At 40.4% G+C, this 14221-nt stretch carries 17 protein-coding genes; 9 read left to right on the top strand and 8 right to left on the bottom strand.

Going from position 1 to position 14221, the window contains the following annotated elements; translation table 11 throughout:
- Positions 1-232: 232 nt before the first annotated feature.
- Positions 233-1312 (top strand): CARDB domain-containing protein, encoded by a 1080-nt coding sequence (locus U9O96_00870; protein MEA2053662.1) that lies wholly within the window; start codon positions 233-235, stop codon positions 1310-1312.
- A 29-nt stretch (positions 1313-1341) separates the two neighbouring features.
- Here the strand turns inward: U9O96_00870 and U9O96_00865 are convergent, their stop codons facing one another.
- From U9O96_00865 to U9O96_00855, 3 genes are read right to left on the bottom strand one after another with little or no spacing between them, the layout of a single operon-like run.
- Positions 1342-2283, bottom strand: a complete 942-nt coding sequence (locus U9O96_00865; protein MEA2053661.1) for an NAD-dependent epimerase/dehydratase family protein — start codon at positions 2281-2283, stop codon at positions 1342-1344.
- A gap of 29 nt (positions 2284-2312) precedes the next feature.
- Entirely contained in the window at positions 2313-2945 is a 633-nt protein-coding gene (locus U9O96_00860; GenBank protein ID MEA2053660.1) for a small multi-drug export protein, read from the bottom strand.
- Positions 2926-3144, bottom strand: a complete 219-nt coding sequence (locus tag U9O96_00855) for a hypothetical protein (GenBank protein ID MEA2053659.1) — start codon at positions 3142-3144, stop codon at positions 2926-2928. Before U9O96_00855 ends, U9O96_00860 begins: the two co-directional genes overlap by 20 nt.
- 176 nt (positions 3145-3320) lie before the next feature.
- On the opposite strand from U9O96_00855, the gene U9O96_00850 reads away from it, so the two are divergent.
- From U9O96_00850 to U9O96_00825, 6 genes are all read left to right on the top strand, one after another.
- Entirely contained in the window at positions 3321-4379 is a 1059-nt protein-coding gene (locus U9O96_00850; protein MEA2053658.1) for an NAD(P)-dependent glycerol-1-phosphate dehydrogenase, read from the top strand.
- A gap of 8 nt (positions 4380-4387) precedes the next feature.
- On the top strand, positions 4388-4807 hold the full coding sequence (locus U9O96_00845; protein ID MEA2053657.1) for a UPF0179 family protein: 420 nt from the start codon (positions 4388-4390) through the stop codon (positions 4805-4807).
- A 166-nt stretch (positions 4808-4973) separates the two neighbouring features.
- A complete protein-coding gene (locus U9O96_00840; GenBank protein MEA2053656.1) occupies positions 4974-5096 on the top strand; it encodes a hypothetical protein in 123 nt (40 codons plus the stop codon).
- A 34-nt stretch (positions 5097-5130) separates the two neighbouring features.
- Positions 5131-6111 (top strand): DNA double-strand break repair nuclease NurA, encoded by a 981-nt coding sequence (locus U9O96_00835; protein ID MEA2053655.1) that lies wholly within the window; start codon positions 5131-5133, stop codon positions 6109-6111.
- A 4-nt stretch (positions 6112-6115) separates the two neighbouring features.
- Positions 6116-7630: an ATP-binding protein gene (locus U9O96_00830; protein MEA2053654.1), complete on the top strand. Its 1515-nt coding sequence runs from the start codon at positions 6116-6118 to the stop codon at positions 7628-7630.
- A 32-nt stretch (positions 7631-7662) separates the two neighbouring features.
- A complete protein-coding gene (locus U9O96_00825) occupies positions 7663-8307 on the top strand; it encodes a DMT family transporter (GenBank protein ID MEA2053653.1) in 645 nt (214 codons plus the stop codon).
- A gap of 203 nt (positions 8308-8510) precedes the next feature.
- Here U9O96_00825 and U9O96_00820 read toward each other — a convergent pair whose 3' ends face one another.
- On the bottom strand, positions 8511-9224 hold the full coding sequence (locus U9O96_00820) for a DUF72 domain-containing protein (protein MEA2053652.1): 714 nt from the start codon (positions 9222-9224) through the stop codon (positions 8511-8513).
- Between the two features lie 69 nt (positions 9225-9293).
- Between U9O96_00820 and U9O96_00815 the strand changes: the two genes are divergently transcribed.
- On the top strand, positions 9294-9644 hold the full coding sequence (locus tag U9O96_00815) for an MTH938/NDUFAF3 family protein (protein MEA2053651.1): 351 nt from the start codon (positions 9294-9296) through the stop codon (positions 9642-9644).
- A gap of 2 nt (positions 9645-9646) precedes the next feature.
- On the opposite strand, the gene U9O96_00810 is transcribed toward U9O96_00815, so the two are convergent.
- On the bottom strand, positions 9647-9904 hold the full coding sequence (locus U9O96_00810; protein ID MEA2053650.1) for a hypothetical protein: 258 nt from the start codon (positions 9902-9904) through the stop codon (positions 9647-9649).
- A 106-nt stretch (positions 9905-10010) separates the two neighbouring features.
- Here U9O96_00810 and U9O96_00805 point away from each other — a divergent pair, with 106 nt between their 5' ends.
- Complete coding sequence (locus tag U9O96_00805; GenBank protein MEA2053649.1) at positions 10011-10511, top strand: hypothetical protein; 501 nt, start codon at positions 10011-10013, stop codon at positions 10509-10511.
- Between the two features lie 195 nt (positions 10512-10706).
- On the opposite strand, the gene U9O96_00800 is transcribed toward U9O96_00805, so the two are convergent.
- The 3 genes from U9O96_00800 to U9O96_00790 form a co-directional block, all read right to left on the bottom strand.
- Entirely contained in the window at positions 10707-11561 is an 855-nt protein-coding gene (locus U9O96_00800) for an ABC transporter permease subunit (GenBank protein ID MEA2053648.1), read from the bottom strand.
- Entirely contained in the window at positions 11561-12637 is a 1077-nt protein-coding gene (locus tag U9O96_00795) for an ATP-binding cassette domain-containing protein (protein MEA2053647.1), read from the bottom strand. Before U9O96_00795 ends, U9O96_00800 begins: the two co-directional genes overlap by 1 nt.
- Before the next feature lie 626 nt (positions 12638-13263).
- Positions 13264-14031 carry a DpnI domain-containing protein gene (locus U9O96_00790; GenBank protein ID MEA2053646.1) on the bottom strand — a complete coding sequence of 256 codons (768 nt, stop codon included), beginning with the start codon at positions 14029-14031 and terminating at the stop codon, positions 13264-13266.
- Positions 14032-14221 lie beyond the last annotated feature (190 nt).

Below are 14221 nucleotides of genomic sequence, written 5' to 3'. Positions count from 1 at the left end.
TTTACATACCGCTCCAACATACAACATTACTGTTGCGGTTGGGTATATGCTACATGGCTTTCTGATTTTACCATGACAGGACTTTCACCTGCAAGCTTGTATCAGCTTAGCTGGGCACACTAGCTACACGCTAGAACCACCTAATGGTGAGAGAAAGGAATATCATCAGCCAATAGAGTTAACTACAACCATTCCAATCGAATGATATTCAAACTACGAAGTTTATTTTTGGGTGGAAGCAAGAGCCAGGGGATATGGTTACTCACAGATCACGTTTAACTATGAGAACGAGGGTTATTATGTAAAGTTGGATAAAATAACAGTAGCACCTTCCAAATTACCTGACTTAATTCCTCAAAATTTAAGGACTGATCCAGAAACATTTGGACCAGGTGACTACGTTGATATTTTGGTAGATGTATCCAATATTGGTGATGCAGATGCAGTATCTGACTGGGGATCGATAGCGGTCCAATCTTATCTCTACCAAAATGGGGAACTTATAAAGTATGGCCCCTCCCGTAATATTGACGAAATAATTGGTGCGGGCGAAACCAAGCCTGTAGCTGTCGGCACCCTCCTTTGGCCCCATGACTATGAGGAATACACTATAAAAGTATGGGTTGATCGAGGGATGGGCTATGGTAGTGTATATGAATCTAATGAAAACAATAACAACATAACAACTCCCAAGTCAGCACCCTATTATACTATCTCAAATCCGTCTCCAGCAAATGGAGCAACGATATATGTGAGTAGCGAAGAAGAAAGCCAAGATTCTACACAGGTTGAAAGCACAAACATTGAGACTTCAACCTTTTCTACCACTGAATCTTTAGACAGTCCTACCACTAATTCCGCAAGTGCTTCGATTGCATCTACCCCTACCCAATCAATAGAGGATCTTTCTTCCGCCTGGCAATACTCTATCGATGGTACGGTTGCAAGTGGAGGAACAGCAGCTTCCACTCAACAACCATCCGGTCTAAGTGTAGATTCTAGCTCAAACGGAGAATTGCTGCTAAGTTGGAGCGGTGCTCCTGACGGATATGATATGACCTATAAAATTTACTTTGGAGTGGGTTCTCCGAGCAAGTTAATTGGAAGTGTTGAAACTGCATGCTGTCTCTATTCAGGTTCTTTAACCGCTGGCAACACATATTACTGGAAAGTGATCGCAGAAGATGAGTATGGTACAACAGTAGAGGGACCAGTCTGGCATTTTACGGTAAGCGATGAAAATAATAACAGTGGTAGCGTATCAAGCGGTGGCACATCTAATGCAGAACAACAGCAGACTGCTACAGTCTAACCTCCTTTCCTTCGTTCCCCAAAAGAAATTTAAATGTGATTGATGAGCCATCTGGCGGTCATTCTTATTGACTGCTCGCTTCCATACCGCGGGCTCCACCCCAAATTTTTAAGTTTATCTATGGAAAGACACATAACCTTCACGTCTCCCTTCCAGCCCCTCCCGCCGTCGACGCCGCCCGTAAATTTGTAGTCGGGGGAGAGAGCCATTTCCTCAGATATTATATCTGCTATTCTCCGTACATCAATCCAGTCTTCCGAGCCGATATTGAATATTTCTACCTTGCTCTCGCTTTTTTCCATGCCAAAAAGCATGGCTTCTATGCAGTCAGATATATACAGGTAAGATTTTTTTTGGCTGCCGTCCCCAAGTATTTCGAGTATGTCGGGATTGATCCTCAATTTTTTTATAAAATCGTAAGTGACTCCGTGGGTGCTTCTCGGCCCGACAACATTTGCAAATCTGTATATCGTGGACTGCATATCAAATGTACAGCAATATGAAGATATCAAACCCTCTGCTGCCAGTTTGGAGGCACCATAAAGGGATATTGGGATAAGCGGCCCATAATTTTCAGGAGTTGGTATCTGCCCTGCATCACCATAAACTGTGGAAGAAGAGGTGAATGCAATTTTTTTAACACCTGCCTCACGCATTTCCTCAAGGAGGTTGTACGTGGCGATAATATTCTGCTCGAGATGGACATTTGTATCCTCAACACCGAGGCGGACATCGGGATTGGCTGCAAGATGAAACACCGTATCACATTCTTTCAGTGCCCTTTTTATATCATTCCTGTTAAGCAGATCACCTTCCATTAGATCGAGCCCATTTTCCATGCTGTGCTCTATGAATTCTTTCCTCCCGGAAGAAAAGTTATCTATGCATTTTACTTCATGCCCCTTGCCGATCAGAGCGTCTATCAGATGACTGCCGATAAATCCTGCTCCCCCAGTAACAAGCACCGCCATGGAATGAAATTCCATTTGGATATAAAAATTTATAGTATCGTTTTCAGGAAATCCAAAATCCCGAGCCAGGAGAGAATAAATAATGTGGTTGTTATCGAAGAGCCGGTAAAAACAATCATGATCGTTTTCTTTGCGTTTATACCAAGCAATCTTGCAAGGATAGGCGTGCTTATCCCCCCGCTTCCCTGTAAGGGGACTACCATAAAAAGAACTAAACTCAGCGTGAGCAACTTTCTCTTCCTAAATTTCTCAGCTTTTTTATGCAGCAATTCATATCCCCTGTCAAGCAATGGGACATGTTTAATGATCGATTCGGGAAACCACCAGTTGTATGCAATTATTACGGCGCTGACAATATCCATTATTATCATCGTGCCCCATACCACCCATGGCGGTATGCCTGATGCAAGCATCGCAGGTATAATTGATTCCTTTCCAGCAGGAGGGAATAGGTAGGCAACCGTCAACGCCCCGTATGCCCCCGCTACATCGCCAGGGAGATAATCCAGGATAAAAATAAAGTAGTAGGCAATTGTAAGGAACGGTGTGACGAATATGAGAAATTTATACAGTATCCCGAGATTATTTTTTATGCTCTGAAACTGGTTATAGGCATCCCTGACAAGCCTGGGAAACATCATCTTAATTTCCATTTTTACCATTTTTTAGATCCTCATATGCCTTGTCAATGATGTTTTTCAAAGTCTGATAGACCTCGTCCATGCTCACACTCTCACCCGTTATACTTGAAAGAAGGCGGGAGAGGCGGGTGGCTGTCCTGACAAATATCAGGTAAAATGCGAAAAGCATTCCCCATGTGAATGCAACTAAAGCCGTCATGGCAATAAGGAGGTAATTCATTAGAATGGTAAGGGGGAGGGGCTAAAAATCTTTTGGTTTGTTTTTTAATGTATTATTCCTGAATTAAGTTTCTCCCGATTTTTCAACATCATAATCTCAACAGCCTCCTCCGAACTAGGAAAATGATTTTCTCCACTTCCCAAAAACTCTATATTCCATATTATGATACATATGTAATGCCCTTTACAAAATCGAAGTTGATGGAGTTCCCCAGAGATGTCGTTGTAGGGCACGGCGTCATAGAAGAAATAGTGGATTTGTGCAAGAAAGTCAATCTGGGGAAGCACCCTCTCGTCGTCCATGACGAAAGAACGAAAGAACTGGCTGGCAACAGGATAATAGAAATTTTAAGCAATAATGGCTACACTGTGGATGATATTGTTGTAGAGAAAGCAACCATGGATGAGGTAAATAGGGTTCAAAATCATTCGATGAAATGGGGCGTGGAATATTTAATTGCTGTCGGAGGGGGCAGCGTGATAGACATAACAAAGCTTTCGTCATTTAATTATGGAGCGCCTTTCATAAGTGTCCCCACCGCCGCATCCCATGACGGGATCGCATCACCAAGGGCATCGATAAAGAAAGAAGTGGGCTCGGTTTCCAAGCAGGCTCGCTCCCCTGTCGCTGTTCTTGCCGATACAGCACTGATATCAAAAGCGCCCTACCGAATGCTGGCATCTGGATGCGCTGACGTCATATCAAATCTCACGGCGATTCTGGACTGGCAGCTTGCGTGGAGGTTGAAAAGAGAATATTACAGTTCGTTTGCGGTTGCCCTCGCCAAAACGGCGGCCGACCTTATCATAGAAAATGCAGGGTATATAAAGCCCGGAATAGAGGAGTCGTCGTGGATAGCAGTAAAATCCATGATCGTTTCTGGAGTGGCGATGAGCGTTGCAAATTCCTCCCGCCCCGCAAGCGGCGCAGAGCATATGTTTTCTCACGCTTTAGACAGAATCGCACCCGGGAAAGCGCTGCACGGAGAACAGTGCGGAATCGGGTCAATTATGATGATGTACCTCCACGGAGGAGATTGGAAAGGGATAAGGAATGCGATTAAGGAAATAGGTGCACCCACTACCGCCAGAGAGCTCGGGGTTTCAAAGGAAGGTATTGTCGAGGCGTTACTGATGGCTCAAAAAATAAGGCCTGATAGGTATACCGTACTCGGAGCAGATGGCATCTCTCAGGAAGCGGCAGAGCATCTGGTTAAAGTTACGGGTGTTGTGTAGGTAATAAAATGACATTTGTCACTCTAATAGGCAAAAAATTAGCAAAGAATGGAAACGAGTTTGTTTACCTTGGAATAACAAAAAAATGCAGGGGATGCAAACTGAAAATGGTGTGCTCGAACCTCAAAACAGGCAGAAGATACAGGATAACTAAAGTAAGGGACAAACATCACGACTGCAGTCTGTACGAGGGAGGAGTTAATGCCGTTGAAATAGAAAAATTGCCAATTATAACCGCCATAAAAAAAGATAGCGCTGAGGGAACTACCATAACATTCCATGAAGTTGAGTGCGACAATATCGGCTGTGAAAATTATCGGCTATGCCATCCAGGAGTAAGCAATAAAAAATACAAAATAGTGGAAGTAATGGAAGATGTGGACTGCCCTCTGAAATATAAGTTGAAAAAAGTCGCGCTGGACGATTAAAAGTGCTCTTTAACCCAGAATGAATGACAACTCCACAAAATAGGAGTTATATTCAACAATACCAAAACTTCGCCACGCAAGAGGTGATAGCTTTATAAACCGATATTAGCCTCCTAGGCGCCGATTTTTAGCAATTTTTATATATGGCGTACTGGTATTCACTAATATGCAGGGATGGGAGCATATAGGCAATTTTGGGGAAAGCCTCAGAGTGTATGGTAAAGGGGAACTTAGAAAACTGGTTGACATAAGCGGAAGCGTAATTGTGGAATACAGAATGGGAACTTAATCGAAATTAAAAGAGAACAGGGCTTATCCACACAATGGACGAAAAAACATTTGGCAGGGTATTCGGTTACGTGAAGGAAGTAATGGAAGCGAGCAGAGATTTCGAAGGAGAAGTGGAAATCGGGCTTGATGAGGGATGCTTCATCACCCATCTTCATAAAGCATCATTCAAAAAATTTGATGGATGCAATGCTGCAAAAGGATCTGCCATAGACGGCAGTTCTTTCAAAGTTCTCGATGGCCTTTCTTTTGTTATAGGTAGCAGGAGAACGGGGTATATAATAGCTGATGAAAAAGGCGTTATAAACAAAAAAATTGGGGAAGTAAAAATAGAAGTCATATCAAAGCGGGATGCAAAAAAAATATTTGCAGAAAAATATGAAAAAGTGACGCATAATATTTCAAAAAAAATTCCTGATGGCATGGATGGGGTTAACGGTGCAATCAGGGGACTTGAAGAACATGCGGCAGCAAGAGATGCAATGAATGAGCTTGATGAGGGCGATGTACTCATGATGGATGGTTCTCTTGAAGGAAGTGAATTTTTATCGGAAATCATAAAAGAAAATTGTGAAATCGCCATGGAAAGAGGAGTGCATCTTGTCGGCATATGCAAAAGAAGCGACCTGTACACAAACCGGCTGCCGGTATTGAACTGGATTAAAAATAAAGGTGATAAAATTTTCAAAGAACAAAGATGGTATTATCCTCTTTCTGAGGAAAAAAATATCTATATAGCAAAGTTCCATCCTTTTTCAAAATTTTCCTTTCGTATAGATATCAATCCGATGGAAAAATATATAGAAGAAATTCTCGGCAAGGTGTCAGCTTTTTCAAATGATGTCTCTTGTCTTGGGTATCCATATCCTCTTGCAGAAATCCATAGAAACGTTGTAATAACATCTGAAGATGTCTTATATTTCAGGAAAGTATTGCGGGAGATAGTACTGAAAAGCGGATTTACAATTGATGAGTGGGAAGATTTGTTCTTTGATTATCATGAATATTTGGGATGATAAAATGCTCGGAAGAATAATTGGAAAAAATGTTTCGGAAATCGTTTTTAGATACCCGTACAGGGAAGATATAAAAATCGGAGAGATTCTGGTTGCAGAGGACGAGGAAAACGATTCCCTTTTTTTCATGCGTGTCGTGGATTTGCAGTACGGGCAGGAGGGATCAGAGAAATGGAGTTTTAGAACTGCCGGTGAGATGATGATGCTCGATGAAATGGAGCATCCATACAGCATGAGGGAAAAAGAAAGAAGGCTTTTTAAGATAGGTGTTTGCTCCTCCCTGGGCTACGTCCGTGGTGGGGCATTCCGCAAACCAAAGGCTATACCGTCTCACTTTTCAAAGGTGAGAAGGGCGAATAAAGATGATTATAAATTTTTAAAGAAAAATGCGGGGGATATAGAAGTCGGGAAGTTAAGGAGTGGGGAAAAGGAAGTGGATGTGAAAGTGTGTTTGAAGGGAGAACTTATTCCCCACCATATAGGCATATTTGCCACTACTGGAATGGGAAAAAGCAATCTCATGAGAGTGTTCGCCGCTTCCGCCATGACGCATGGAAAATACGGGCTTTTGATAGTTGACCCACATGGGGAATATTACGAGGGGGGAGACAATACTGAAGGACTGAGGGATCATCCGATGGCTAAAAATGCATTGATTGTTTATTCCCCGCACCGCATCAGCGGCCCGCACAACACGCTCAAGATATCTGCATACGAGATTACCGTTGGCGACCTACAGAATATATTCTCTTTCACTGAAGCACAGAGAGATGCTCTCTATTCCCTGCGCTCCAGATTTGGAAAGGAATGGCTGGTCAAGCTGTATGAAATGGATACTGAAGAACTGGTCATTGCATTTGGCAAAAAAATACAGGATATAACTTTCGGCGTTCTAAAAAGAAGGGCTGAGATGATACTTCAATCCGAGATAATACACAGAGATGAAAGCGTGGCGATAACAGATTCAATGCTCTGCCAGCTAAATGAGGGAAAGGTGGTGCTTGTTGATACTTCGGGGCTGTATGAATACGAGGAATTGCTTGTCGGCGTCATTCTCGCCAGAAAAATTTTGGCCCGCAACAAAAATGCTTATAGAGATAGGGAACAGTTCAGAAAATTGCCCCCCATCCTGATAACCATGGAGGAAGCACAGCGCGTATTGAAAGCAGAAGGGGTATTCGCCCAGATTGCCAGAGAGGGAAGAAAATTTAAAGTAGGGTTGTGTGCAATAACCCAGCAGCCCAAATTGATAAAGGAAGAGTTGCTATCACAGTTCAATACCTTCTTCATTCTCGGACTTGCCGATGAAGGCGACAGGAATATAATAAAAGGCTCGGCGAAGCAGGACATATCGAAAATAGAGAAGGAGATTCAGACGCTTGAAGCGGGGGAGGTATTGATAACCTATCCCGGCGCGCCGTTCGCCATACCGGCAAAAATTCACTGGTACGATGATTACATAAAAGGATTTGAAGAAACAAAAAGGGAAGAGATGAAGGTGGATGAAGATTTTTATTGATTTGCCAAAATATTTAACTTTCCCGTGCGGGCATGAACAATAAGCAGATTGGGGTTTTAGCCGCAATATGCGCCAGCGTGATGTGGGCGATAGAGCCCGTATTTGCAAAGCTTTCATATCAAAATTCGGATTTTCTCCATACCTCAGCGATAAGGGCATTTATCGTTATGGCAATGGCACTGGCATATTCATCTGCAACAAAAGCAAGCTTCAGGATAGACAAACGTCAGATATCCGTAATGGTGTATATAGGGTTAGCCGGAACACTTTTTGCAGATTTGCTGTACTTCCTTGCAATGACAAAGGCTCCGGTAATAAATGTTGTACTGCTAGGGCATATGCAGCCAATATTCATAGTTTTGCTCGGATTTTTATTTCTCAAAGAGGATAGGCTGATAGGGATTGCATTAATGATGCTGTCCGGACTGCTGGTAACAACCCGAACACCCAACAATCTTGCAGTCCTTAAACTCGGAACTATATGGGACTTGCTGGTGCTGGCATCAACAATTACATGGGCAACAGCAGCTATAGCTGTAAGAAAATACCTTAAAGGCATGAATGCAGGTATTATAACATTCTACAGATTTTTATTTGCATCCATAGTTTTCATGATGTATCTGCTTTTCACATTGCAAACGTTTACCAGATTCTGGCGGGTATTGTTGTCGGCATAGGAACAATTCTGTATTATGAAGGACTGAAGCACATTAAAGCGGCGCAGGTTTCCGCTCTTGAGCTTTCCGCACCCTTCTTTGCAGCCATCCTTGCTTTCTTTGTTTTGGGGGAATCGCTCACCATAATGCAGATTATGGGAATTCTGCTACTTTTTTCAGGAGTGTATTACCTGTCAAAAAAAGAGGAATGATATATCGTCCTTCTAATCTTCCATCATTTCTTTTAGTTGCTCACAGTTTTTAGGCGCGTAACAATTAAAATCGTTATTAAAATAGCCATAAACATCTTTAACATCCAAATTTCTTATTACTTCGGCCCATTCCTCCAATTCTTCTTTTGAATAATTTGAGGAATACAGACTTTCTTTCCCGTGCCACCTTATGTAAGCGAATTCAGCCGTAACCTCAATTTGAGTCGGAAGAGATGGAAAACTGATAATGCAATAACCAATGCCATATTTTTCCAATAACCTGTAAACCTCTTTTTCATACCAGCTCTTGTGCCTGAATTCCACTGCCTGTGGTATTTCCAGGTTCAGCTCGTTCAAAAATTTCTCCAATAATTCATTGTTTTTATGCAAGGAAGGAGGAAGCTGCCACAAAATAACCCCTCTTTTTTCTTTTATTATATCAATCAGGGAATAAAATTTTTGAAGAATGCTATTGACTTCCTGCAATTTTTTCTTATGCGTCACAAGACTGCTGCCCTTGAAAGAAAGCATGAAATTTTCTGGTGTCTTTCGTTTCCATCCCTTCAGCATATTTGGAAACGGCATTCTATAGAAAGTGGTGTTTACCTCGACTGTATTGAATTTCTTGGCATAAAATTGAAGCCATTCTCTTTTATCCAATTCCTCCGGATAAAAATCCCCCGCCCAATGGTCATAATACCAGCCCGATGTGCCGAGGTAGAGCATACTTTCCTATCACATAAAATGCATATAACATTTTGCAATGGTTTTTATACCCGGCTGAAATTTATTATCATGGCAAAATTTGGCTCGCTGAAATTTGGCTGTGTAACAATAGATGGAAAGAAATACAGACATGATGTGGTCGTATTTCCAAATGGGGAAGTTAAGAAAAGAAAAGGAGGCTTGGGAATATTTGGCAGCCATTTATTCAGGAAGGAGGAAATAGAGGAACTATCCAATGCCGAAACCATAGTAATCGGAGATGGAACAATCAGCAAGGCTAAAATTGCCGAGGATGCCGAGAAATTTGCAGAGGAAAACGGAATGAAAATCATTCAACTTCCATCCAAGGAGGCAATAAAAAAATTCAATGAGCTGGCAGATAAAGGAAAGGTCGGAGCGATTATACATGTTACTTGCTAATCTCAATCCATCTTTTTATGTCTTCCAATTATTTCAGGATGTTTCTCTGCCAACCATGACCAGCCATATTCAGTGATAATGATTATTTCGCCACTTTTGTATGGGCATACAAGGCCCCATTTCTTTAAATCTTTGAATGTCTTTCTCCAATTTGGCAAATTTGAAACGGCTGTAATTGGACAATATTTTTGACGATTTGATTTTATCCATTTTGCAGAAGCAGCCATAAAATCTTCATGTTGCTGTTCCATTTTTGCCATCTGCACCTTAATAGAGATAAGTTATTTATATCTTCATGAATTTCTATATCAGTAATACACAACCAATATAGTAAAATACTTATATAGATATTTGTTACACTTTTGTATGAAAGCGATAATGGAAGAAAATGACAATTACAAAATAACGCAAAAAATATCAGTGGAGGATTTTTGCGATTTATTAAAGGAACATCCAAACAAAATCACCATCAGCCAGAGTGTGTTAAATCAATCAAAAAGTGTGAAGCTGTACCTTGATGCTCTGCAATCGCTATACCAATCTACAGTTTTTCCAAAAATTGAGATAGTGGGGCGAAAGGTTAAACCGAGGATAATACAAGCGGATTGGATGGATCCATACTTGCGGGAGCTGGTAGAAGAAAGCCCACCGGTTGGCATATCATTGGAAATGGAGTTGATGAGGCTTGGTGCTGTTTCAAAAGATAAAGCAGTCCCGATATACGAGTTCACACATAGTCAGCAGAAAGAAATTCCGGGGCTGGTGGAAGCCGAACATTTGATATTGGAGAAAGGTCTGAGGATATATCTGAGCGAGCTGGGAGCAGATATCGCCAGAGGAGCTCTGAAAATTTATAGAAAAGACTAGAGTATCTTTTTGAAAAGGTTTAGATTATTCCCATTTTTCATTGTCTAATCCCCCTCAGGTAGCATTTATAGCGATAGCAAATTTACGGGTGAAAACTTATTTTTCGCACCTTAAATGTCATGTTTGCTAATTTTCTAATTCTGAAACACGTTGTTAGCGAAGTTACATCCAAAGTTAATTTCGAATCTTTTTGTTTCAAATATCTCTCCTTTTAAAGAAGATGTATGCCAAAATTAAGGGTATTATTATCCATATCAACTGAACGGCAAGAACAAAAGGCATACTCATCCAATCCGGAGCTTCTAATGAGATCCCCATAGCCTGTTTAAGACCAAATGCTCTCATTACTGCCATCTGATTTAAATCACTGGGGCTAAAAACAACAGAGCTCCAAAGCCAATCTGGATAGGTGCCCTCACCTGACATCAGTTTCATAAAGTCTCCCCCGGTTCCATAATAGACGGCCATAACTATCATACCATAAATCATTGCCCAAAAAAATAAGATAATTCCTCCCGCAATAGCTCTCACACGGTTTCTACAGAGTGCAGAAATGCAAATTATTAGACTTAAATACATTAAACCTAAGATAATTGCAAGTGCTATGAATGCAATAAATGCTAGTCCTTCTTCTGCACCAACGATTGTTGCAATAACAATACCACTTAGGCCAAATCCTATTAAGGGAGTAACAGCTAGTACAGAACCAAGGCCCAAGAACTTACCTAATAGAACCTCTACTCTCTTTACAGGATACGAAAGAACTACAGATAAAGCACCCTTTTCTGCCTCACCAGCAATTGTTGAGAAACCAAGCATAATTGCAATTAACGGAATAAGAAGAGTATAAATGCTCATAAGTGCAACAACAGTGTCTTCCATACCTCCAAATATCTCATCACCTCCTGCTTGTCCACCAGCAAGGTATGATGAAGCAATTGTCAAAATTATAAAAATAATTGTTATTACAATAATCCATTTATTTCTAATGTTATCCAAGAATTCTTTCTTTGCAATAGTATAAATTACCTTGGGATTTATTCCGGCCATTAAGCATCACCTTCCTCCCCAGATATCAATTTCACAAATGCTTCCTCAAGTGAAGGCTCAATTGTTTTGATGTTAACAACTTTAAAACCTGTCTTCTCAAGAGTAGTTATAACTTGACTACGGACAGAAGACTCGCAAGTCACAAACAGCTTGTCATCTTTTGCATCAACAGCCTCTACACCCTCAACACCCCGGATTACCTCTGGTACCCTACCCTTCAGACTAGGAATAGAAATTTCAAGACGCGGTTTAATACGTAAATATTTGTTCAGATTAGATACTGTGTCTTCAGCAATGAGTTTACCTTTGTCGATAATTGCAACTCTATCACAAATATTCTCTACCTCACTTAGAATATGAGATGAAAAAAGTACCGTGGCACCCTGATCGTTTAACATCTTAATCTTTTCTCTAATAGTTTTTATCCACCGGGCATCTAAACCTGCCATAGGTTCATCAAGAATATAAATTGAAGGATTACCAATCATTACTTGAGTTACACCCAGCAATTGAACCATACCTTTCGAGAAAGTCCCTACTTTCCTATTTATTGCATCCTCAAGTCCAACCTCCTTTATAAGAGGTCTCGCAACAGATTTATCAGCACCCTTTAATTCACAGAAGAAATGTAATGTCTGCAAAGGAGTGAGATTATCATAGAACGCAACTCGCTCAGGAAGATAACCAATATTTTTTTTCGCTTCGATACCATCCTTTTTAATGTCAAATCCATTGATTTTGATTTTACCTGAATTAACATGAATTAAACTAAGTATCGCCTTTATCGCTGTGGTCTTTCCTGCTCCATTAGGACCAAGAAGACCAAAGATCTCCCCAGTTCGAATATTGAATGAAAGGTCATCTACTGCTATTACATCCTTATATATTTTAGTAAGACTATCAACCTCTATTGCAAAAGAACCGGGTTTTGTTTTTAATTCTGACTTTGTTTCTGGAAATGTAAATATATCTTTTTTGTTGCATTTAGGGCATGTCAAATAGATTTTTTCTCCAGGATTACCCTGAATTGTGACTTTGTTTTTACAATGGGGACATCTAACTGTTTTTTCAATCATGTTTTTAGAGTTCAATATTTTGGTTGCCTTAATATAAGGACGAATATTTAATTTTATTGTAAACAAAACAGGTTTAGCTGTAGAAACAAGGATATGAAATGTGACAAATGGATACACTCGAAAAACATGAAAACACGTGGTTTGCATTTATAAAAAATAATAAAATTTATGAATTTGTAGGGGTAATTAACCGATTTTGAAAGTATTGCTAAGGTGTCATTCCTAAAAATATAAGGAATTTTTGGTCATTCTCTCCTGTTGAAACCAATTGTTATGTGTGGTACACACGTCCAAGATGCGATTGATTGGATACATTCTGAGGGGTATGGAAACAGCCTATGGACGCTTTTTTAGCTAAAATAGAGCGAGAACTCTTTGGGTTTAGCTCGAGGATTCGAGGATGAATCACTCTCTGATTCTCTTATCAAATATTTTTTTTATTTCTATTTGGATAGCGGTAGGGGAGCAATCTCTATCTCCAATATCTATCTTTCATTCTTTATCCTCTAATCCTCTTTAACGTTGCAGCATCGATAACGGAAATCTATCTTTAATGCCAAAGTCTTCATATAGCTGTTGGGTTAAAGATCCTTGAGGATAATTCGTTTTATTGAGCAATATGTGTTCTATCTTATTATCCTATATCTACCATCCCCGAGAAACTCCAGAATTCCTCTGTCTCTCAAAATCTGCAATTGTTGCCTTATCTTCGGTTTGATGTGTTTATTCCTAGGATGCATTTTTCTTAGCGACTCTTCAAAACTATACATCTCATCGAGCATGAACTCGATTTTTTCCAATTTTCTTACACACGCAAGTACATCGGTCAACCATCCTTTTGAGGAGACGGATATTTCCCTAAGAAATGAGAATCGTTTCCATGATTTTCTGACCGTTTCCTCGGACACTATAAAGCCATTGATAACCAAACTTATCCTCGCATCAATAGGTAGCCTACCCAGAAGAATGTTGGACCCAACCCAGCCAGCCCTCCTTGCGTTAGGCTTTAAGGGTTTTCTTCTTTCGATTATATCTGGTGAGACAAAATACTTTGGAACGATCATGACATCTTGGGCACTCATGATAGTTCTGTTATAATGCATGAAAACAAAATTTGGTGATGTTCCATTTTTGATGGAATTAATCTTTGGCTCGTAAGCAGAGTCCATGACTCTGAAACCAAATGGATGGCTCATACTTTTCATCTGGTAGTTTTCGCCACATTTGGGACAAATAAAATCAACAACCTTTGTATTAGGTGGGGTGCGTTCCAGAAAGCTTGACGGGCAGGCAGGGCAGTACATATTGTCTTCAAACCACTTTTCAGTGATCACTCGGACTTTCTGCGGCCCTTTGTAGTCCCTTGCGATTTCGGGTTTTAATGAGAGTTCCATTAATAAAGGCAATGGGTGCAAAGAATTTGGCCTTTTCGGTTTAAATTTACCTATAACTTATTTACAAACCGAAACTCGGCCGATTAACCCATAGATTTCTGGTAGTTTCTCCATTAAAAAAAAGAAACCTTTATATAGTATTAACCCATATACATTAACCCATATGGCACAGATTCCGATTAAAGTTAAA

The sequence above is a fragment of the Candidatus Thermoplasmatota archaeon genome (assembly GCA_034660695.1).
Taxonomy (GTDB): Archaea; Thermoplasmatota; E2; order UBA202; family DSCA01; genus JAYEJS01.
The sequence above is the reverse complement of the archived record's forward strand: the minus strand, read 5'-3'. Positions and strand labels throughout refer to the sequence as shown.